Origin of the sequence: Methanosarcina thermophila TM-1, from assembly GCF_000969885.1 — an archaeon.
Lineage (GTDB): Archaea > Halobacteriota > Methanosarcinia > Methanosarcinales > Methanosarcinaceae > Methanosarcina > Methanosarcina thermophila.
Genome location: NZ_CP009501.1, coordinates 1,930,041 through 1,951,336, shown reverse-complemented (window position 1 = coordinate 1,951,336; position 21,296 = coordinate 1,930,041). Strand labels below are relative to the sequence as shown.

Sequence of the window (21,296 nt, the reverse complement as noted above, 5' to 3'; positions counted from 1 at the left end):
TGAGATTTATGAGTGAGCTTGAGATTATCGAAGCCGCACTTTTTGTTGCTGGCAGGGCAGTAAGCCTCGAAAAGCTTGCTAAAATTGCAGGGAAACCAAAAAAAACTGTTCTATCGGCAGTGAAAGAGCTGATAGAAGCATATTCTTCCCGCAGATCCGGAATCGAAATCCTTGATCTTGGGGAGCGTTATGTCATGCAGGTCAAGCCCGAATATTCCGAACTCATGCGAGAAATCGCCCCAAAGGAGCTTTCAGCCCCCAAACTCCGCACTCTTTCAATGATTGCCTATCATCAGCCCCTGCTCCAGTCAGACCTCATTGCCATGAGAGGAAGCGTAGCTTATGACCATATAAAGGATCTTATAGAGCGAGGCTTTGTGAAGTCTGTGCCCTGTGGGAGAAGCAGACAGCTTTCAACAACTCCTCTTTTTGCCGACTATTTCGGGCTCAAAAGAAATGACCCAAAGGCCATAAGAGAGAAAATCCTTGAACTTTTGAGATCCCAGGGAGGACAAAGTGAAATCAGCCACTGGATAGGGAAGAAGACTATTATCGTGACTCCAATGTATGAGTCTCTCATGGATATGTGTGGAATCAAGGAATACTTCGTAACCAATGCTTATTCACCTTCAAAGGAGGAAATTTCTCACTTACTTGAAGCCGACGTGGTTGTGATCTCGGCAGGTTATTCCGATACTGTACGGCAGTATTGTGACGGAAAAATCCTTGAGGTGCATTCAACAACCTTTGAAGACCTTATAGATGCACTTAATCTACTTGTAGAAGAACTTCCGGATGAAGTGGATCTCAAAACTGTCGAAAATAATATTAAGAAAATTCGAGAAACCAGGGAAAGATACGTTTCTTCTGCTGTCCTTATCAAGAAAAAGGTAAAACCGGCAACTAAGATGGTTTCAAGAATCGTAAATGATCTCTCCCTCGGAATTTCCGCAGATGGAATTCTTATTGCTCCTGATTATGGGGTTTCAAAAAGTGGGGTTAAAATTGAAAAAGGAGCTCAGATTCTGATTCCTACCCACCGCAGTGTTGAGGGTGATCTACTCCAGAGAGTCAGTGCAAAATATGATTCTATTCTTGAAGGTCTTAAAAAGTTTGATAACTGACGTGCTGGAAAATGGATTCTAACCATTTTATCTTTCGTAATTTATTTCTAAACATGTGCGTTCTGAATTTAAGTTTTTCTGTCGCATTTATATTCTATATATAAGCATTTATATACTATGCGAGGTATTTAACTATAGCTTTATATACTGGTTAGAGGATATTACTCTTGCTTTATATACTGAGGGTTGACTAATGAGCGAATCTAGCATCAAGATCGAAAATGTGGTTGCATCCACCAAACTCGCTGAAGAATTCGACTTAAATGTTATTGAATCCGAGTTCGAAGGAGCTGAGTACAACAAGCAGAAGTTCCCCGGACTCGTTTACAGGGTGTCGGATCCTAAAGCTGCATTCCTGGTCTTTACTTCCGGCAAGGTTGTATGTACAGGGGCAAAAAACGTTGATGATGTACATACAGTTATAGGCAATATGGCGAAAAAGCTGAACAGTATCGGGATCAAGACCGTTGAGAACCCCCAGATAACTGTCCAGAACATCGTTGCTTCCGCAGACTTGCATACTATTTTGAACCTGAATGCAATTGCAATAGGGCTTGGGCTTGAAAATATCGAATACGAACCTGAGCAGTTCCCAGGTCTTGTGTACAGAATTGATGAGCCCAAAGTAGTTGTGCTTATCTTCAGTTCCGGAAAACTGGTAGTTACAGGCGGCAAGTCTCCTGAAGATTGCGAGAGAGGCGTAGAAGTCGTCCGCCAGCAGCTAGACAACATGGGACTTCTGTAAGAACCCTCAATATACTTTATATACCCTTTTCTGGAAATAAGGTGCCTGATATAATTTTACAATAAAACGGATTCTGCGGCATGCGTAGAGGTGCCGGCAAAGGATATGTGTGAAACGTGAACAGCGCAGATGTTTGCATTCTTATTCCTACCCTGAATGAAGCTGCGACAATAGGACAGCTTATCAAGGATTTCAAGCAGGAAGGCTTTTCCAATATTCTAGTAATTGATGGGAGCAGCAAAGACGGCACAAGGCAAATTGCAGAGGCTGAAGGTGCAAGAGTTGTCATGCAGACCGGAAAAGGCAAAGGGCAGGCAGTAATTCAGGCTATCGGGCTTATAGAAAACCCTTATGTCGTGATGGTTGATGGGGACGGAACATACCTTGCACGTGAAGCCCATTCTCTCCTAAAGCCTATTCTGGAAGGCCGAGCTGACCATGTTATAGGCAACCGGCTGAATAATTATTCCCCTGGTGCCTTTACAAAGCTCAACCTTGTGGGCAACCATCTTATAAACATGTTTTTTGATATTGCTTATGAGGTTGAATTAAAAGATATTCTCTCAGGTTACCGTGCATTTACGCTCGAGAGTATAAGGGAACTCGAACTTAACAAAACAGGTTTCGAGATCGAGACCGAAATTTCCGTGGAATGCGTTCTTAAAAAGCAGAGGGTTGAAGAAGTTCCTATCACTTACCTCCCTAGAAGTAAGAAAAGCACAACCAAGCTAAACCCGATAAAAGATGGATTCAGAATTGGGACTACTATTTACGGACTTGCAAAAATGAATAACCCCATGTTTTATTTTGGAATTATAGGCTGTATCTTTATTCTGGCAGGCCTGTTTACAGGAACTTTTGTGGTAGTTGAGTGGCTAGATGGAATTACCCATACCCTCCTTTCTGTCCTTACATCCCTGCTAATCATATTCGGTCTTCAGATGTTCATCTTTGGAATCTTGAGCGATTTCATATTAACTCTTCACAGGCAAACCCTTCAGTTAATTAAGGAAATGAATAAACAGAGAAAATAAGAATACTCTATCCTTCAAGCTCATTGTTTATCAGGTCTATACCTTATAAACGCAGGAAAGCAGCGTTTAAAATTTTACTTTTTTAGAACTTTGCCCAGAGCTTTATTTGTGATTAAAATAAGAAAGTTACTCTTTTTGCTACGTTCTTTTTGAAGATGGAACTATAAACTGGATTTCGGAGAAAACTGTAAACTGGATTTCGGAGAAAGATGCAATCAGAATAAAGCACGAGCTTGAGATGGATGAAGCTATTTTAACTGTAAGTCCTGAATATTCTGAAGGGTAAAGACACGCAATTTTGAATGTGCGGTTTTCTCCAAAACAACTTTACTTGCCTTTTACTCAAAGGAAGTTTAGCTTTTATTTATAAAACATTTATTTTAATTTTATTTCCTATACTTTTCAACACCTATAGGCATATAAGTAAAGTAAACTTGATTAGAGTTAAAGTTAATTTTTTAAAAAGTGTTATATATAATTACACGCCTTTTATGTTCTAACTCAACCTTGCCTTAACTCCAGCTTAATCTTACAACCAAATTTTATAGATTATAGAAAGCTTGAGGTTAATAATATGACAATCGTGGAAGATGCAAAGAAAGGGATTATTACTGAGGAAATGAAGATTGTTGCAAAGGATGAAGGGCTTGACCCTGAATTCATCCGCCGCGGTGTTGCAGCCGGAAGAATCGTTATTCCAACTTCTCCATACAGGGAGGTAAAGATCTGCGGTATAGGTGAAGGGCTCAGAACCAAGGTCAATGCGTCCATAGGCGTATCCTCAGACATTGTTGATGAGGAAATGGAAGTTAAGAAAGCTCAGGCTGCCGAAGCCGCAGGTGCAGACACTCTGATGGAGCTCGGTACAGGCGGGGACTTCCTTAAAATCAGAAAAAAAGTTATTGACAGCGTTTCCCTTTCAGTAGGTTCAGTGCCTCTCTATCAGGCTTTCATTGAAGCTGCAAGAAAGTACGGCTCAATTGTGCATATGACTGAAGACGAGCTTTTCAATGCAACCGAAGCCCAGGCAAAACTCGGAACCAACTTCATGGCAATCCACACAGGGATCAACAACATCACCCTTGACAGGCTTAAAGCCCACGGCAGGTACGGCGGACTTTGTTCCCGTGGTGGCGCTTTCATGAGCGCCTGGATGCTGCACAACGAAAAGGAAAACCCGCTTTATGAAAACTTCGACTACCTCGTTGAGATCCTCAAGGAACACGAAGTCGTCCTTTCTACAGGCAACGGAATGCGTGCAGGGGCAGTCCACGATGCAACCGACCGTGCCCAGATCCAGGAACTCATCATCAACTCCGAAATGGCTGAAAGGGCACACAAACAGGGTGTGCAGGTCATTGTCGAAGGTCCTGGTCACGTCCCACTTGACCAGATTGCAACTAATGTAAAGCTTATGAAAGAAATGAGCGGTCACAAGCCATTCTACATGCTTGGTCCTCTTGTTACAGATATTGCTCCAGGCTACGACCATATTGTAACTGCAATCGGAGCATCCGTTTCCGCAGCTTATGGCTGTGACTTCCTCTGCTACGTGACTCCAGCAGAGCACCTTGCACTTCCAAACGTTGAAGACGTGATTACAGGTGTTAAGACATCAAGAATTGCAGCCCACGTTGGTGATATGATAAAGTATCCTGACAGGGCAAGACAATGGGATCTTGATATGAGCAGAGCCAGAAGGGAACTTGACTGGGAAAAGATGTATTCCCTTGCACTCGACCCTGAACATGCAAGAGCAATCAGGGACAGCAGGGCTCCCGAAGACTCAGATACCTGTACTATGTGCGGGAACTTCTGTGCCCTCAAGATCGTCAACCAGAACTATAACCTCGCAAAATAAGCAGTTACTGTAAATTTCAGAGTGAAGCCTTCGGGCTTTACTTATCTATTTCTTTTAGGATCATTCTATTTCTTGAGACTATCTTATTATCTAATTAATTCTCAAGCACATAGCTTCTCTTTTTTCGACAAGTTTCGTTTCTTTCTTTTCGGGCTTCTATGTAATTGCAGCTTCGCATTTTTATCTATAGAACAGTTTAAAATCGATAGTTTTTTACATCATTATTTTTAAAATATCTAAACTTATTGTTGCTAATTTATTAAAATGCCTGGAACTTTTCTTACAATACTTGGATAATGATTTTGGTATTCTGTCAGGGGTAGTAGTTTATGAGGATAAAATCAGTTAAAGGGCTCATAGCTCTCAGAATAATTAAAGGACTCATCACTATTGGGATATTTCTGTTCTTTTCCGTTTTTTCAGAATGCGGGGCTGCTGCGAAGCTAGGGGACTCATCTGAGGTAATAAACGAAGAATATACATTTGAAAAACTTGATCCCGATGAGGTTACTACGGAGTGGAATGATTCCTATCTTTTCAGCAGCAGGGAAGAAGCTCTGGAAGAACTTGAGATCTTAAAAAAGAAGCCTGAGGAAATAAACAAAACTTTCCGTCCACAATTTGAAAATTTGTCCGGACCAGTTTTACTTGACTTCCTGAATGCTGAAAAGGAGTTCGCAAAATCTCTTGAGGTTCTTTACGTTTATGCATATACTCAATTTAGTAAAAATGTGAGTGACCCGTTCTTTGTTTCTCTTCTAACGGACTCCCAGAATCTGGTTACCGAGTACGGGAAAGTCAACTCATTTACAGTTGTGAAGCTGACTTCACTCAATGATGAGGAATGGAACAAACTCTTTTCCGAAGAGCCTGAACTTGAGGAGTACAGACCTTATCTTGAAGCTAAATACAGAAGATTCGCAGATCACAGGGCAATGAACGAATCTCAGGCTGTATACATTGCAGAGCTAGAAAACCAGCGCATGAAATTGGAAACTGAGGCGATGTCGAAGGTAACAAACAACGTTACAATGGCAGGAAATATAACACTTGAGAACGGGGAAAATTTTTCTGTCAATTCCCAATCCTACTCTACTCTACTCTCAACAGATCAAAATCGGGAAAACAGGAAGAGATGTTATGAAAAGAGATACTACCATATGCGAAATGAATCCGATTCCATGGCATCTATCTATTCCAGAAAGGCTCAGCTTGACGATCTTATTGCACGGGAATTGAACTATACAGATTTTTATGACTTCACATTGTACAGTTCCTATCTTAACCGTACTCAGATTGATGACATGAACACTGTTTTTAAAGAGAGAAAAGGTATATTCGAGGAATATAACGAGTTCAGGAGAAATAAGCTCGGGATTGAGGCCCTCAGACCATATGATCTCATGCTTCAGTTGACAGATCAGCCTGGGAATAACTACACATATACCGAAGCCTTGCAGGAAATCCAGAAATCCTATTCCAAAATGGATCCTCGTTTCAATGAAATCTTTTTAAGAATGGTGACTGGTAATTTTGTAGATGTATATCCTGATCCTGAACATGGAAAACAGCCTGGAGGTTATACTATTGGATTATGTTCTGTGAAATCTCCTGCCCTTGTTTTCCTCAACTACAATGGCATTATTAGAGATCAGAAAACCATAACTCATGAACTGGGACATGGTATTAACTTTTACCTTATTGGGAACTCTGTCGATTACCTCTACTGCTCAGGACAGATTTACGAGATGGAAATACCTTCTACTTTCAACGAAGAGCTTTTTATTGATCATGTTATCCAAAACTTTGATAAAAAGACCGCAGTTAATGTTCTCTCTCAGCATATAGGGGAGTACCAGAACTACTTTACTCGCCAGCCCATGATTGCGGAATTCGAATATAGAGCACACCAGCGATGTGCTGAAAACGGAACAGTCAGCGGCGAGGATCTCAACGCGATCTGGACAAATTTATCTAATGAGTATGGGAGTGAATCAGTCGAATATTACATTGAAGACTCAGGTGTAAATTCAGCTGAATGGGCTGCTATTAATCATATTTATCTGACAAACAACTACTATACCTTCAACTATGCAATCTCAAAGGCAATAACTCTCTCCCTTTTCAAACAGTACAAAGAAGATCCTGAAACTTTCAATGAAAATTACATTGCATATCTATCGGCAGGTTCAACAATGCCGCCTGAAGAAAAACTCAAAAAGTACTTCGGGATCGTAATTAATAGACAGCTTTTTGAGGATGCAATGGATGTCGTGGAATTGAGGATTCAGGAACTTAATGAACTGGAGAAAGAAGCGAAGAGCCCTGAATTTGAATCTGCAGTAGAAACCTTGAATATTTATTCGGGCACTTTCTGGAAAAACGAGTTTAAAAGTGAATATAAAAAAGAATGAGTTTGATGCCTCAGGTAAAGAGTTCAGGTAAAAAACTTAAGAAGGCTTGTGAGTTTAAGTGTTCCTAACCTTCAATTTATTATTTTTCTAATCTGGTTTACTTTAGAGAGCTTACTTTACCCAGTTATTGGATAAACATCTATTGAATAAACATCATTGAATAGACATCTATTGAATAAGCATTTCAACTAGGACGATACAATATTTTCTATTCGCACTAAAGGTGACAAACAAAGTGTATTACGATATAATCGAATCACCAATAGGTCCCATTCTTCTGGCAGGAAACGAAGATGGGTTAAAACATCTTATTTTTCTGAAAGGCAAGAAGAAAGCGGATATTCCTAAGGACTGGATACAAAACACAGATTTTTTCAAAGAAGCTGTCAGGCAACTTGAAGCTTATTTTTCCGGAGAATTAAAATCTTTCAACCTTAAACTGGCTCCAGAGGGAACGGATTTCCAGAAGTCTGTCTGGAAAGCTTTATGTGAAATTCCTTATGGGGAAACCCGCACTTATAAAGAGATAGCAGCATCTATTGGAAAGCCCAGAGCTTACAGGGCTGTGGGGCTTGCAAACAACAGGAATCCGATACCGATAATTATTCCCTGCCACAGAGTTATTGGGGCAGATGGAAAACTTACGGGTTATGCAAGTGGGCTGGATATTAAGGAATATTTATTAAAGCTTGAGAAAAGATAAACTGTAGGGGAAACATTTGATCTGACCTTTCAATATTATTTTCCCTTATCGGTTATGCTTCTCACTGGATTTCCGGAGAAACTGATATGGGACTTAAAAATAGGATAGAGAGTATTATCAAAGCAGCCGCCACAAATCCGGGTACTGAGACTCGATACCGTGAACCTATTGTCGGATATGCTTCAGCCGATGACCCTATTTTTGATGAGATGAAGAAAATTATTGGACCTCACCACCTAAACCCGAAAGAGATCTTCCTTGAGGCAAAAACTGTTGTTTCCTTCTTTCTGCCTTTTGAAAAAAACCTTGTGAAGCTAAATTGGAGGTCACCGGAACCTGTAAAGGAATGGATTCAGGCTAGAGGTGAGACCGACTGCCTGATCGGAGAAATCAATGAGAAATTGAAGGCTGAACTGGCAAAGGAAGACATAAAAGCAGTCGTGCCTGAGGTTACTTTTGATTACAAAAATAGAGGTTTTGACTTTGCCTGGTCCCACAGAAGTGCAGCTTTTGCAGCCGGGCTTGGCACTTTTGGGGTTCATCACATGCTGATTACAAAAGCCGGGTGTGCAGGCCGCTTCGGAACAATACTGATTTCAGCAGAAATACCTCCCACTCCCCGTCCTGCTGAAGAATTCTGCCGTTATAAAAAAGGAGAGGAGTGTCTCGTCTGTGTGAATAGATGTCCGGCTGAGGCTCTTACTGCAAGAGGGCTTGATAAGGAAAAATGTTTCAAGCTGCTTCAGGAAAATGCAAGAATTTTTCCCGAATTCAATCAGCTTGCCTGTGGAAAATGTGCAACCGGACCCTGCGCTCTCAGGTCTTGCTGAAACAAAAAACTCATTTTTTCTTCTTCTATACAAACTCTGTAATTTTTAATTATTTTCTTTCTCAGAGAGGCAGAGCCGGTTGAACTTCAACATAGTTGCTTATACCGCTGTCAGCGGAGTTTTTGAGGATTCAGATTCATTAAAGGAATCCTGCGATACAGTAGCGTTTTTCTGTAATGATTCGGTAGAGGGTTCACGTATAGATTCAGCAATTCTCAGCATCTCGGCTTTCTCAAGATCCCCTATAAGATCTATTTCGATTTCTCCAAGTTTCCAGTGCAATATTTTCAGATCTCTGAATTCATTTAGATATGCTTCTCTTCCGTTGATACTGATCTTTTCGCCTTCCAGCATGGAAGTATTTTCTTCTGGATCATTTTCATAAACAGTTTCTATTATCTCTAAGCTTTCATTTCCTTTCTGGTAGCTAAGGGTTACAATTTCTGAACTCTCATTTGTGAAGGCTGTATTGTTGTATTTCTGTACCGTTGCTGAATTAAACACGTAGCCATCCGGAATATATTCCGGGGTAAGAATCTCAAAACTAGCTTGCTGTCTTGCTTCCTCAAGGCTCAGGTTTTCAGGGATTTTGAATTGTTCATCCAGATCCACAGTTACTACTTCTGCCCCTTCAGGAATCTCAAATTTAAACTCTGAATCCGGAATCCCAGTGTTTACTTTTAGGTCGCGTATTTCCACGTCTATTGACAGGTTTCCCTCATTGTCATACATACTGGATTTAAGTACCATCCATGTCTCTCTGTCAACCCATACTTTTGTCCGGGAAACTAGCTCTGACAACACACTCTCCTCAGCTTTTGGTCTGGCTTCAAGAACATATGCACTTCTTCCATCCACCTCTTCAACTCCGAGCATGGAAACCTCGCTTTCATTCAGTAAATTGCCTATGATACTGACAAAATCTTTTTCCGTTATGAGTGGTTCCTCAGGCAATTTTATTTTAGTGACAGTATTTGTTTCAACGTCATAGCTCCATACAAACTCTCCGTCCGATACAGATTCGACTTTTTTTCCTTCCTCTACACCAGAAGTCCTCATAAGGTTGGGTTTTTTATACATCATCTGGATTTCCTCTTCCAGATCTTTTTCCCCGCTGAAGTATGTTGTTGTGTGTATTGTGCAAGAGTAATCCTCAAGGCTGGCTTCTTTCTCCTTCATTTTTGTTACAATCTCTTCTGCACTGAGTTTCTCTTCGCAACCTGATGCAAAAAGGGCAAGGTTTATGAAAATCAGTATAAGCAATATTTTTGTATACCTCATGTCCTCACAGCCTCCTCAATTTTTTATATCCTAATGTTAGCCTGTACTCTCTCACATCTTAATATATTTTCTTCTTCTGCATATGATAAAATAGAAAAAAACCAAGTGATATTTATGCCCTTAATTTCCCTGACTACTGACTTTGGGGATCTTTATCCCGCAGCTATGAAAGCCATTATTCTGGGAATTAACCCGGAGGTGCAGATAGTCGATATAACCCATTCCATCCGGCAGGCTGGAATACGGGAAGGAGCTTTCGCTCTTTATTCACTTGTTCAATATTTCCCTCCTGGGACTGTGCATATTGGCGTAGTCGACCCAGGCGTCGGCACTTCCCGCCGCGCTCTTGTTATTAAAGCAGGTGATGAAGGAAAAGAACAGTTTTTTGTCGGCCCAGACAACGGGCTCCTGATACCTGCAGCGTGCCGCCTTGGGAAGATGGAAGTGCACGAAATTACAAATCCCGAACTCATGCTTAAATCCGGAATTTCTGCAACTTTCCACGGAAGGGATATTTTTGCACCAGTTGGAGCCTACCTCTCAAAAGGTACACCTATCGATGCCGTCGGGCCCGAAATATCGGACTTTGTGAACCTTAATTTCGAAAATTTCGGGATTGACGGACCCTTTCTTGTCGGGGAGGTTATTTTTGCAGACAGTTTCGGGAATGTAATCACTAATATCCCGGCAGATGTTATCTTAAAATTCTCCACCTTCGGCTCACAGATAGAAGTAAACGGCAGAAAGGTATCCTTTGTTCAGACTTACGGTCTTGTCGGGCAGGAAGAACCCCTTGCCCTTATAGGTAGTCATGGTTTCCTGGAAATTGCGGTAAACAAGGGAAGTGCTGCGCGTCAGTTCGGGCTGAAGAGCGGAGAGCAGGTGGTAATAAGGGTGTTCTAAAATAAATCTGGATGGTCCAGACCTAAATGTAAGGTAGGTTATAACTGAAGCTCTAAGAATACTGGATAAACGGAGTTAAATTATTTTTTATCTCAATGCATTATCTCTTCTAATTGTATTAAAAATAGGAAATATTGTTCAATCTTTTTTAATGATTTGATAATTTCAATAAATATTTATAATGCATGTTAGTAAAAAATTGAGAAGAATCGAGCTTCTTTAAAAAATAAAGTCTTCAAATTCCATTTCAGAGGATCTGTATAAATATGTTATGAATGAATTAAAGACGGAGTTAATTCTTTTGGTAGGCGATATGTCGAGATCAGAATCTTACTGTGTGCATATTGACACTCCAACAGGAGAAGATTCACTAGGATTTCAACCTTACGTTGAGGCAATTGCAGAATTTCTTACCTCTGAGGAAACTTTAGCTCCGATTACTCTTTCTATTGAGGGGCAGTGGGGGTGTGGTAAATCATCTTTCATGCAACAGTTAAGAAAGGAAATCAGCAAAAAAAATGAACTTGAGAAAGAAACCAAATATTTTACTGTATGGTTCAATTCCTGGAAATATGACAAGGAAGATGAGTTATGGGCTTCTTTTGCACTTAATTTCATGGATGAGTTATCGAAGCAGCTTTCATGGAAACGTCTACAACATTCAAGGCTCAAATTGTTTTATCTGAGATACAAACTTAAATTGAAAAGTAATTTTTTAATTATTGTTCATTTCTCCTGGAACATTCTTTCTTTCGTACTTATTTTTTCATTTTCGTTTTTGTTTATTACTTATATTTTGAATCCTCTTGGAATGCGTTTACCAGACTTTATTGATGATAAGTTAAGTGATAAGTTAATCGAAAACTTAACCAATCTTGTATTGATCTTAACTCCACTTGTGGGCCTCATGCGCTATTTTTCTGCCGAAAAGTGGTTTATAGATGTGTTTAGAGATCCTTTCGGTCTAAAAAAGCTTGAATCAAATACGAATTACAAGGAACGCCTATCTTTTAGAGAGCACTTTCATTCCGACTTTAACAAAATAATCAAATCCTATGTCGGAGATTCGAAAGTCTATGTTTTTATTGACGATCTCGACCGCTGTGAAGTCCCAAAGGCAGCAGAACTAATGCAGGCAATTAACCTGATGATCTCGGATGATCCAAAGGTTTATTTTATCCTGGGAATGGATAGAAAAGTTGTCTCTGCAGGGTTCGCAGCTAAAAACGAAAAAGTTTTCAGGTTCTTAGATGTCGATGGGCTTGAATACGGGTATGAATTCATTGAAAAATTCATCCAGCTCCCCTTTAGAGTTCCTCGTCCAAAAAGCACTGATTTTTTAAAATTTTTCCCCTTCTATGAAAAAGAATCTTCCTCTAAGCAGCTAGAAGCTGTGGACAAACGAGATTCATCGGATAATTCTGCCCCCCGTGAATCTCTTGAGAGTGACACCAAATCCTCACAGAATGAAACTAGTGGACAAAAGCCAGTAATAAATGACTCCAGTACTGTTGTACCAGAATCAAATAAACAGGAGATTCAGAATGACACGGATTGTGTGGAAGATTATGAAACCTCAAAACTGATTCTTGAAATGGTTGCCCCTGCTCTGGATAATAACCCTCGCCGGATAAAACAGTTTATAAATCAGTTCCGTTTTCAGAGAACTATAGGGAAAAGAACGGGCCTCTTTTGTTATGATGTGGGGACCAACCCCGGAAATATGTGGAACTGTAAAAAATTAGCAAAATTCGTGGCAATAAGCATAAAGTGGCCTTCTCTGGTTTCAGCTCTTGGTTCTAATAGTAAACTTCTAGATCAATTACAATATGTATCAATCTCGGGGTTAATTCCGGAAGATAATAATGAAAATCTGGAAAAGTGGGCAAGAGATAAAAGGTTGATCAATTTATTGAGATACGGCTGTCAAGGGAATGATCCTTTTAAAAAACCAGAAGATTTTACCCTTTCAGGCCTTGACTTTAGCAAGCTGTTGCAGATCTCACCTGTGGTTGCACCTCTGGAAAAAGGTACTGAGCTTCCTTCTTTTATTTTTGATGAAATCGAATTTATTCGGATCCCTGCGGGATATTTCATTATGGGGTCCAATGAGTATGATAATGAAAAGCCAGTTCATAGTGTAAAAATCGAAAATTCATTTTACCTTGGTAAATACCCGGTTACTCAGAAGCAGTGGGAAAAAATTATGGGCATGAATCCTTCCAGTTTCAAAGGTGATGATCTACCTGTAGAATCTGTTTCTTGGGATGATGTTCAGAAGTTTATCAAAAAACTCAATGAAATAAAAGGCACTGATAAGTACCGTCTCCCTTCTGAAGCTGAATGGGAATATGCCTGCCGTGCAGGTACTACCTCAAGATATTCTTTTGGTGATGACGAGTCAAAACTCGGAGATTATGCCTGGTATTATAAGAACTCCAGGGAAAAAACTCATCCTGTTGGTCAAAAACAACCTAATCCTTGGGGTCTTTATGATATGCATGGTAATGTTTGGGAATGGGTTCAGGACAGATGGCACAATAGTTACGAAGGAGCTCCTTCTGATGGCAGTGCTTGGGAAGATGGAGATATCTCCTTCCGTATCCTGCGGGGCGGTAGCTGGTACTACGACCCCAGGCTTTGCCGGTCAGCGCACCGCTACTGGTACGACCAAGGCAGCCGCTACAGAGATCTTGGTTTCCGCCTCCTGAGGGAACTGTAACCACTTTCGACCTTACTTCTCAGGTTAATAATTGAAGTAGAGGTTAATCCCAAATGGCGAAGCCTGAGGGCGAAGCGTGAGAAGCCACCGAAACTGAGGTGCTAAGCGCTCTAAGTTAAAAAATAGTTTCTTTTGCCCCTAGTTCAGCTCTCTTGAGCAAACGAAGTGAGTGAAAAGGGCTTCGTGCTCGCGAAGCGAAAATCGGGAAGTGGAACTCTGCTGTTACATCCACTCATAATGCATCAGAACTTCGGGATTAAAACTCTGCATCAAACTATTTTCCGTATATCCAAAAAAGAGGCAGCCTGTGCAGTTTTTGACAATCTCCTTCCGGCGTTCTTTGGAGTTTTCCCAGACGCTCTCAAGCCCGTCCCAGATAACGTTTCCAAGAGGCTCGTTTTGCACACGGCAGGTCTCCAGAGTGCCGTCATATGTGACGTTAATAATAATCCCGCTGGCAAGGCATTTGTAGTCCGTTTTCCCATCCCTGACCATTTTAAGGTAGGTTTTGGAATTTATGATCGGGTAATCCTGCGTCTTAAGCTCGATTATGCGGTCAACTGTTCTGCGGAACTTTTCCATGTCACGGATTCCGATGTCGTTCCATACTTCCTTACTGATTCCGGGAAACTCATGGACAGGCTCGAAGGATATCTTCACTTTCAGCTTTTTTGCAAGTAAAATAAGGGTTTCGACATCGTCAAGGTTTTTTCCTGTAAGTACGCAGTTCATCAGGATGGGATTCTTCTTTTTCTGGAGTTTTCTAACCTCAATAGCTTTTTTTAAGCCCTTCAACAGAGTTTCGAAGTCCATTCGACGGATTTCTTTATAACTCTCTACCCCATCCACAGAAACCGAAAGATAATCTACATCCACAAGCTCTTCCGCTCTCTCATAAAGCAGCTTTCCATTTGTGACCATGGAAGTGATCATCCCGATTTTTTTGGCATATGCCATAATCTGGGGCAGATCCTTTCTCAGGAGAGGTTCTACAGTCCAGGCATTATAAACTCCTATCCCGAAATCCCTCGCATCATCTAACAGCTTGAAAATCTCTTCTTTAGTCGGCTCTTTCCCGGCTTTCTTCCAGTATTCACAGAATTTGCAGCGCATGTTGCACTGAGCATTTACACCGTGGGAAAGGACAAAGGGACGCTTTCTTACTCTGATCTGCCAGAGGGCTCTCATAGCGAGGATAGGATTAAATCGGGACATAGAAATCTCTTTCTTATTTTTCTGCAAAAGACTACTTATTATTCATTATTTTTTCTATTAATAACCTTTTGGAGAGCTAGTTTTGTATGTTATTGCTCTAACTAAAAAAACATAATCCTATAATCGGCATCACAAAGCACCAATAAAATGCCTGAAAAGGGGATAATTTAGAAAATGAAGACGATTTTAAGAAAAGATAAAGAATTCTACAGTAAAATCGGCTAATTCTAAGTTATTAAACCGCTGTTAAAGTTTCTATTGAAAAAAAAGAGTGCTCGCCGTGAGGCGAGCTGTATGTATTGAAGTTTTATTGCATTTATCCGAAGAGTGCGCCGAGACCGGCCATTCCGTCTTCTTCAGAGGTATCTTCTTCCTCTTCTTCCTCTTCTGCTGCAGGAGCTTCTTCTGCTGCAGGAGCTGCTGCAGCTGCTGCAGGGGCTGCTGCGGCTGCGGGAGCTGCAAATGCTGCCTTTGAGATTGCTTCTTCGATGTCCACTCCTTCAAGGGCTGCGACAAGTGCCTTTACTCTGGCTTCGTTAACTTCTATACCTGCTGCCTGGAGAACGGCAGTGATTGCATCTTCAGTAATTGCTTTACCAGCGTTGTGTAGTAAGAGAGCTGCATATATGTATTCCATTGTTGATCACCTAAATTTCAATTATAGCAAATTTTTTATCCGAAAAGGGCGCCGAGACCGGCCATTCCATCTTCTTCAGAGGTATCTTCTTCCTCTTCTTCCTCTTCTTCCTTTACTTCTTCCTCTTTCTTCTCGGCTGCTGCTACACTTGCGGCTGCTGCTGCGCTTGCGGCTGCTGCTCCGAGAACTTCCCTCAGTTCATCATCCACGGCATTTGCATCTTTGTCTGCGGCTTTGGATGCAACGGATGTCATCTGGGCGTGAGCTTTTGCCAGCAAAGCGTCCATGACTCCGGAATCAAACACAACAGCATTGACACCAAGGTTCTTTGATTCTGCAAAGGCTTTTGATAGTAGGGTGACGATTGTTGCGCTTGTCGGGTACGCAGTGTTGACAGAGAGATTGAAAGCGTTCTGGGCTGCTCTGGTAATGTCAGAGAAGTACTGACTTTCGTCAATTGCAAGGAGTTCCGGCTCGTAAATTGTCCCACCGTCATAAGCGGCTCTTAAGTCAAGCCCTACAATAAGTGGGTATATTTCCAGCTTTGAAAGCATGGTTGCGAGCTTCTGTGGGACTACCTCACCTGCTTTACAGACAACCTTTGTTTCCTTTATTGCAACTTTCCCTGCCTCAATTGAAGCTGGAATTCCTGCGCTCTGGAGTTCTCCGAGAATGGGGCCAGGTGGGAAACTTGTAGGTCCCTTCTGAACAACAATATCCACCGGAGCTATTGCGCCTCCTTTAATCGGAGAAGGGGTTTTTGTCTGTTCAAGTATTTTGTAAAGTTTGAAGGGACTTTCGTTGGTAAATACCAAAGCCGTCTGCTTGTCAAGATATTTATTCATCTCGGGAATGTTTCCTCCGAGCTGGTTTAAAGCCCGCTCTGTAAGGGTGTTCCTTGAGACTTTGAGCACCGCAGTGTCTTTAAGGTCACGGCGAATTTTCTGGATCTTGGTTGCAAGAATGCCCTCGATCCCGACCATCCCGAATACCTTATGTGACTGAATGAGATTCTTTATATTTTCTACCTCATCCTTTTTCCACTGCGGGATGTGCTCCGTGTGATGTTTCTCCTCTGCCATTTACACCACCCTTTCGGATTTCCCCATAGTTGTCGTGACAAAGACAGATCTCAAGTTGTACCTGCCTTTCTCCAGGACACGCTCCAGCCTGGACACTACAGTTTCTATGTTTTCGGCAAGCTCTTCAGGACTCATATCCCTTCGGCCGACAGGCACATGGAAAGTGAGTTTGTCTTTAGACCTCAACCTTACCGCATTTTTCTTGCTCTGGATAAGTTCGCCTACATCCTTGTTAGGCAAGAGCGGAATAGGCATTTTCCCTCTGGGTCCGAGAACAATACCAAGCGTCTTACCAATAGTTGGCATGAACTGGGTTTCTGCGATAAAAAGGTCACATTCGTTTGCAAGAGCCCTGGCTCTGTTTTTGTCAGCCGCCAGTTCCTCGAGCTCAACATCAGAAATAACATACGCAGCACCGGCAGCCTTTGCTTTCAGGCCCACATCACCTTTTGCAAAAACGCCGATCTTCAGTTCTTTTCCGAGCCCGTGAGGAAGAATCACTTCTTCATCGACTCTATTCTTCGGTTGGTTCATGTCAAGATTCTTTAAGTTAATCGCCAGGTCTACACTTTCAGAGAAATTGCGCTTTGGCGATTCTTCAAGTACTTTCTTGACAGCTTCCAGTATAGTTTTTTCTACCATCTTATTCCTCCCCGTAGTGTTTGAACTTGCTTGTCCAGTGTCTGAACTTGCTTGTTCAAGCAGCCTCTTCGGCTTACTACGGTTGGTCTTAGGGCTTCCCATTAATCCGGGTTCTGTTACTCTTAACGGTAAGCCGCTAATAACTATTATTTTAATCTATTGCAACGATGTGCAAGATTCTTGTGCTATTAGTGCTATCCAATTTAAAACTATTGGTGGTAATGAATTCCCGGATTAAATGGTAAAGGGATGGAAGGCTTACCACTCCTCACCGGCAAGCAAATCATCGAACTTGCCCTGGTCGAGTTCCTTCTGGATATCTTTTGCCTTAACTCCCTCTACGGTTACGCCCATGGGGACACAGGTACCTATTACCTCTTTCATTGTTGACTTGAGATCGTAGGAAAGTACATCCTCCTTTTTCATGCGGGCAATCTTTGCAACCTGCGAGATGCTGAGGTTTCCAACAACCTCGCTTCCTGCATTTCCTGACCCTTTCTGAATCCCTAGCTCTTTCATGATCAGGGATGCGGTGGGTGGAGTGCCTACTTCGATCTCGAAATTTCTTTTATCGTCAACTATTACTTTAACAGGAACCTGCATTCCATCATAGTCCCTGGTTTTTTCATTGATCTTTTCGACCACTTCTTTTATGTTGACCCCGAGTGGACCAAGCGCCGGACCTAAAGGTGGTCCAGGGTTAGCTTTTCCTCCCGGGACAAGTGCTTCAACAATACTTGTCATCTGAGTCTCACCGGTTTTAATAAATATAAACTTTGTAGATCTTTTTCGATCCACTCTGAGTACTGGTGATTTTATTTATTAATAAGCTGGAATTTTTCGGTATTTACCATCTCGCTGCAGCTTCACTCTTCCTCTTTTTTAAGGATTCTGACAGTGTCGCCACGAATCGTTATGGGAATCGGAACCACAGCATCGAACAGTTCCACAGTAATTTCCTCATGTCCTTCATCAACCCTCTTAACCCGGGCTTTCTCCCCTTTAAAGGGCCCTGAAGTGACCTCAATTATAGCCCCTTCTTTGATTCCTGTCACTGTTGGTTTGGGTTTAAGGAAATGCTCGATTTCAGCAATTGAAGAACTCCCTTTCACAAGAGCCCGTGCATGGGGAATAGTCTGAATTGCCTGTTCTACGATCCCGGATTTAGGAGCTTCGACCAGGACATATCCTTTTAGCTCATCAGGAGCTAGAATTGCCCTTATATCCAGCTTCTCCTTTTTTGAAACCCTGGCAAGAGCTGTTGCAACCGATCTTTCCTGGTTTGCCGTGGTTTTGATTACAAATATCTGGGAATCCTCACTCATTGGGCCACCCACTGGGGCAACATTGTCAACAATACATATACTATAAATCCGATTGTTCCCACAGCCAGAATGCCAATACCTGCAACTTTGGCAATGGTCAAGAATTCTTCCCTGGACGGTTTTCTAGTAAGTTTCAGGACTCTCAGGTGTGCCCGAATTGCCTGACCAACGCTTTCTACAGTTATATTCGGTTCAAACGTGGATTCGACCATCAATTCACATCCAGGTTTTCTTATTTTATTTATCTGTCTTGAAATTTTTGCCTGTAATTCTTCCTGTGTGTTTTCTATTCTCGAGATTCACTTTTTTACATGCGCGGAGTTTACCGATTAAGATATGGAAGGAACGGGCGGTTTATATTATTAATTCCTATTATATGAAGATATCACCGACACGGCATTTAAAATATCAAAAGATTTCGAAACCGTTTTTCAATTTCATCCCGGATCTCAATCGCGTAAGTAAAAATATTTCTTTTTTGATGCCGAATCGTATCGGCATCATACTGTATTTACCATAAAAATAGTTTTCGATTGGTTTTTTATTCCTGACCCTTTTTTTAAAGAGAGGAAAACAGTATTTTTTCTCCAATCGAAGGTTTAAGTCCCTTTAGCTCTGGTTCGATCACTCTACAAAATCAATTCCATATTTATAGGTAATACTCTTGTTGCTCCCATGACCATAAATCTGAGCAGATGTGACTCCTGTAACTACGATCATTGTACGTACAGTCTGTTCAAGGTCAGGGTCGATCTGAGCTCCCCAGATAAGACGGGCGTTTGGATCTATCCGGCTGTAAACCTCCTGAACCACACACTCAGCTTCTGAAATAGTCATGTCAGGGCCTCCAATCACATTAACAAGGGCAGAAGTCGCGCCTGAAATGTCTACATCAAGAAGCGGACTGCGCAGGGCTTTCTGTACGGATTCAGCAGCTTTATTCTCTCCGTCGGATTCCCCAAGCCCTATCATTGCAACGCCTCCGTTTTGCATAACAGTTCTGATATCGGCGAAGTCGAGGTTTACAAGTCCTGGCTTTGTAATCAGTTCGGTTATGCCCTTCACGGCTCTCATAAGAACTTCGTCTGAGACTTTAAAGGCAGCCTGAAGTGGGAGTCTAGGAACGACTTCAATCAGCTTATCGTTGGGAACCACTATTACAGTGTCTGCGACATCTCTCAGGCGTTCAAGACCTGCCTCTGCATTGGTTCTGCGGACATGACCTTCCACACTGAAGGGCAGGGTGACAACTGCAATCGTAAGGGCTCCTGCGTCTCTTGCAGCCTCAGCTACTATGGGTGCCGATCCTGTACCGGTTCCTCCTCCAAGTCCCGCGGTGATAAAGACCATGTCAGAGCCTTCGACAACTTTGTTAATCTCGTCAATACTCTCGATTGCTGCATCTTCTCCGATCTGGGGGAGACTTCCGGCGCCAAGTCCACGGGTTTTCTTTTTCCCGATGAGAATCTTTTTACTGGAGCGTATATGAAGAAGGTGCTGGGCATCAGTATTCACAGCTACAAGCTCAGCTCCCTGGATTCCTTCGCCCATCATACGCTGGATGCTGTTTGAACCGCCGCCTCCGCAACCTATCACTTTGATGGTTGTTTTAAGGCTTCTGAGGATCTCTTCAAGTTCAGCATCAACATCTGAGTCTACGTTAGAGTAATCTAAATTTGGGTACTCTCTCTGCCCGCCACGTCCTTCCAGGGCAGATCGAGCAAGGGCTTCTTCCACAATGGATCTCATGCTACTGTTTTCCTCCATTTTACGGGGTAATTTTAATGGCTGGTATTAAAGAATAAATTTATTTTTAGGGGGAATACGTGTATTTCAACCTTCACATATACAGTTTCCAATTTAATATTTTTCCTTTTCCAGTCTTTAAACTTATACGGTATTTGTTTAAGAATTTTATTAAATTCTTCGACTTTCCCGTTTAACCTCAGGTTCTATTCACGGCTTATTATAGTCCGTTTTATTCCCTATTTTCTATTCCCTTCTTCCCAATCTTCTTTAATTTACTTAGCCAAATTATTCATTTTTTTATTATTTTATTTTTTTCAAGTCGTTCCTATATTTTTACCTTTCCATTTTCTCCGAATTTATATGCACTAATTTATGTGATTAATTCTCCTATATGATCTCGGTTTCATTTTGCGCATTCTCTAGAGAATTAACAGTAGTTATGCTTTACCTCTTGATTCTCCTAGAACAATGCCTGTCGCGATTAAATGGGCAACTCTGAGAGGCTCAGGAACACTGCTTCTTGTTGAAGTAAGCTGAATAATCTTTTTCACAGTTTCCAAGCCTATGCCAGCTCTCTGGATGTAAATAGAATTTTTTTTACTGGGAATTTTTTCTATTTTTCCAGCCCGTTTTATAATTTCCCAGCGCTCTCCTCCATCTGGAAAATATTTAAGGGCGGATTTAATTTTTTCAAAATCCGGGCAGGATCGCATAACCACAATTACAGGGATTCCGGTTTCCCTGTAAAGTTTCTGTATATCCACAACATTAAAGCCTCCATAGGTAACTCCATCGAGAATAATCGCTCTTATCTGACCATAATGTTTGCTATTCTTTATCATGCTGCATATAATATCAGTAGCATCAAGCCCATCCTTAGTAATCTCTGAGCTAAGAACTCCATCAATCCAGTCCCCGCCCCTTAAAACAGCCCCAACTATCATCACTTTTTCACTGAGGAGCGCAGAATCATCTATACCCAGAATTCGAATTTCGGGCTTAATATGGAAATCTGAATTCACAGATGCT

General features: G+C 41.6%; 19 protein-coding genes and 1 pseudogene. 10 read left to right on the top strand and 10 right to left on the bottom strand.

The window, feature by feature from the left end; genetic code table 11:
* Nucleotides 1–8: 8 nt before the first annotated feature.
* The 8 genes and pseudogenes from scpB to MSTHT_RS08430 all read left to right on the top strand — a co-directional run bounded on the left by scpB (nt 9) and on the right by MSTHT_RS08430 (nt 8,711).
* Nucleotides 9–1,124 (top strand): SMC-Scp complex subunit ScpB, encoded by a 1,116-nt coding sequence (gene scpB, locus MSTHT_RS08460; RefSeq protein ID WP_048167405.1) that lies wholly within the window; start codon nt 9–11, stop codon nt 1,122–1,124.
* Between the two features lie 193 nt (nt 1,125–1,317).
* On the top strand, nt 1,318–1,869 hold the full coding sequence (locus tag MSTHT_RS08455; RefSeq protein ID WP_048167404.1) for a TATA-box-binding protein: 552 nt from the start codon (nt 1,318–1,320) through the stop codon (nt 1,867–1,869).
* 116 nt (nt 1,870–1,985) lie between these two features.
* Nucleotides 1,986–2,903, top strand: coding sequence for an S-layer glycoprotein N-glycosyltransferase AglJ (gene aglJ / locus MSTHT_RS08450; protein ID WP_048167403.1), 918 nt, complete (start codon nt 1,986–1,988; stop codon nt 2,901–2,903).
* A gap of 142 nt (nt 2,904–3,045) precedes the next feature.
* A pseudogene (locus MSTHT_RS15525) lies at nt 3,046–3,189 on the top strand (UPF0228 family protein); the annotation flags it as partial.
* A 288-nt stretch (nt 3,190–3,477) separates the two neighbouring features.
* A complete protein-coding gene (gene thiC / locus MSTHT_RS08445; RefSeq protein ID WP_048167402.1) occupies nt 3,478–4,764 on the top strand; it encodes a phosphomethylpyrimidine synthase ThiC in 1,287 nt (428 codons plus the stop codon).
* A 329-nt stretch (nt 4,765–5,093) separates the two neighbouring features.
* Complete coding sequence (locus tag MSTHT_RS08440; RefSeq protein ID WP_082086813.1) at nt 5,094–7,178, top strand: M3 family oligoendopeptidase; 2,085 nt, start codon at nt 5,094–5,096, stop codon at nt 7,176–7,178.
* A 235-nt stretch (nt 7,179–7,413) separates the two neighbouring features.
* The gene (locus MSTHT_RS08435) at nt 7,414–7,881 is read left to right on the top strand and encodes a methylated-DNA--[protein]-cysteine S-methyltransferase (RefSeq protein ID WP_048167401.1); all 468 of its coding nucleotides are present in this window, start codon (nt 7,414–7,416) and stop codon (nt 7,879–7,881) included.
* Nucleotides 7,882–7,967: 86 nt separating this feature from the next.
* On the top strand, nt 7,968–8,711 hold the full coding sequence (locus MSTHT_RS08430; RefSeq protein WP_048167400.1) for an epoxyqueuosine reductase: 744 nt from the start codon (nt 7,968–7,970) through the stop codon (nt 8,709–8,711).
* A 99-nt stretch (nt 8,712–8,810) separates the two neighbouring features.
* Here MSTHT_RS08430 and MSTHT_RS08425 read toward each other — a convergent pair whose 3' ends face one another.
* Complete coding sequence (locus MSTHT_RS08425) at nt 8,811–9,992, bottom strand: DUF4367 domain-containing protein (protein WP_052721860.1); 1,182 nt, start codon at nt 9,990–9,992, stop codon at nt 8,811–8,813.
* Nucleotides 9,993–10,106: 114 nt separating this feature from the next.
* Here MSTHT_RS08425 and MSTHT_RS08420 point away from each other — a divergent pair, with 114 nt between their 5' ends.
* Together MSTHT_RS08420 and MSTHT_RS15425 are read left to right on the top strand one after the other, a co-directional pair.
* Nucleotides 10,107–10,895 carry an SAM hydrolase/SAM-dependent halogenase family protein gene (locus MSTHT_RS08420; protein WP_048167399.1) on the top strand — a complete coding sequence of 263 codons (789 nt, stop codon included), beginning with the start codon at nt 10,107–10,109 and terminating at the stop codon, nt 10,893–10,895.
* Nucleotides 10,896–11,196: 301 nt separating this feature from the next.
* A complete protein-coding gene (locus MSTHT_RS15425) occupies nt 11,197–13,617 on the top strand; it encodes an SUMF1/EgtB/PvdO family nonheme iron enzyme (RefSeq protein ID WP_181952170.1) in 2,421 nt (806 codons plus the stop codon).
* Nucleotides 13,618–13,839: 222 nt separating this feature from the next.
* Here the strand turns inward: MSTHT_RS15425 and MSTHT_RS08410 are convergent, their stop codons facing one another.
* The 9 genes from MSTHT_RS08410 to MSTHT_RS08370 all read right to left on the bottom strand — a co-directional run bounded on the left by MSTHT_RS08410 (nt 13,840) and on the right by MSTHT_RS08370 (nt 21,289).
* A complete protein-coding gene (locus tag MSTHT_RS08410; protein ID WP_048167398.1) occupies nt 13,840–14,832 on the bottom strand; it encodes a radical SAM protein in 993 nt (330 codons plus the stop codon).
* Nucleotides 14,833–15,148: 316 nt separating this feature from the next.
* A complete protein-coding gene (gene rpl12p / locus MSTHT_RS08405; protein ID WP_048167397.1) occupies nt 15,149–15,469 on the bottom strand; it encodes a 50S ribosomal protein P1 in 321 nt (106 codons plus the stop codon).
* A gap of 35 nt (nt 15,470–15,504) precedes the next feature.
* Nucleotides 15,505–16,551, bottom strand: a complete 1,047-nt coding sequence (locus MSTHT_RS08400; RefSeq protein WP_048167396.1) for a 50S ribosomal protein L10 — start codon at nt 16,549–16,551, stop codon at nt 15,505–15,507.
* Nucleotides 16,552–17,193 (bottom strand): 50S ribosomal protein L1, encoded by a 642-nt coding sequence (locus MSTHT_RS08395; RefSeq protein WP_048167395.1) that lies wholly within the window; start codon nt 17,191–17,193, stop codon nt 16,552–16,554.
* 258 nt (nt 17,194–17,451) lie between these two features.
* The gene (locus MSTHT_RS08390; RefSeq protein WP_048167394.1) at nt 17,452–17,937 is read right to left on the bottom strand and encodes a 50S ribosomal protein L11; all 486 of its coding nucleotides are present in this window, start codon (nt 17,935–17,937) and stop codon (nt 17,452–17,454) included.
* A 122-nt stretch (nt 17,938–18,059) separates the two neighbouring features.
* On the bottom strand, nt 18,060–18,518 hold the full coding sequence (locus MSTHT_RS08385; RefSeq protein WP_048167393.1) for a transcription elongation factor Spt5: 459 nt from the start codon (nt 18,516–18,518) through the stop codon (nt 18,060–18,062).
* Nucleotides 18,515–18,730, bottom strand: a complete 216-nt coding sequence (locus MSTHT_RS08380; protein ID WP_048167392.1) for a protein translocase SEC61 complex subunit gamma — start codon at nt 18,728–18,730, stop codon at nt 18,515–18,517. The genes MSTHT_RS08385 and MSTHT_RS08380 overlap by 4 nt, the downstream gene beginning before the upstream one ends.
* Nucleotides 18,731–19,142: 412 nt before the next feature.
* On the bottom strand, nt 19,143–20,267 hold the full coding sequence (gene ftsZ / locus MSTHT_RS08375; RefSeq protein ID WP_048167391.1) for a cell division protein FtsZ: 1,125 nt from the start codon (nt 20,265–20,267) through the stop codon (nt 19,143–19,145).
* Nucleotides 20,268–20,704: 437 nt separating this feature from the next.
* Nucleotides 20,705–21,289 (bottom strand): endonuclease dU, encoded by a 585-nt coding sequence (locus MSTHT_RS08370; protein WP_048168478.1) that lies wholly within the window; start codon nt 21,287–21,289, stop codon nt 20,705–20,707.
* Between the last annotated feature and the right edge of the window lie 7 nt (nt 21,290–21,296).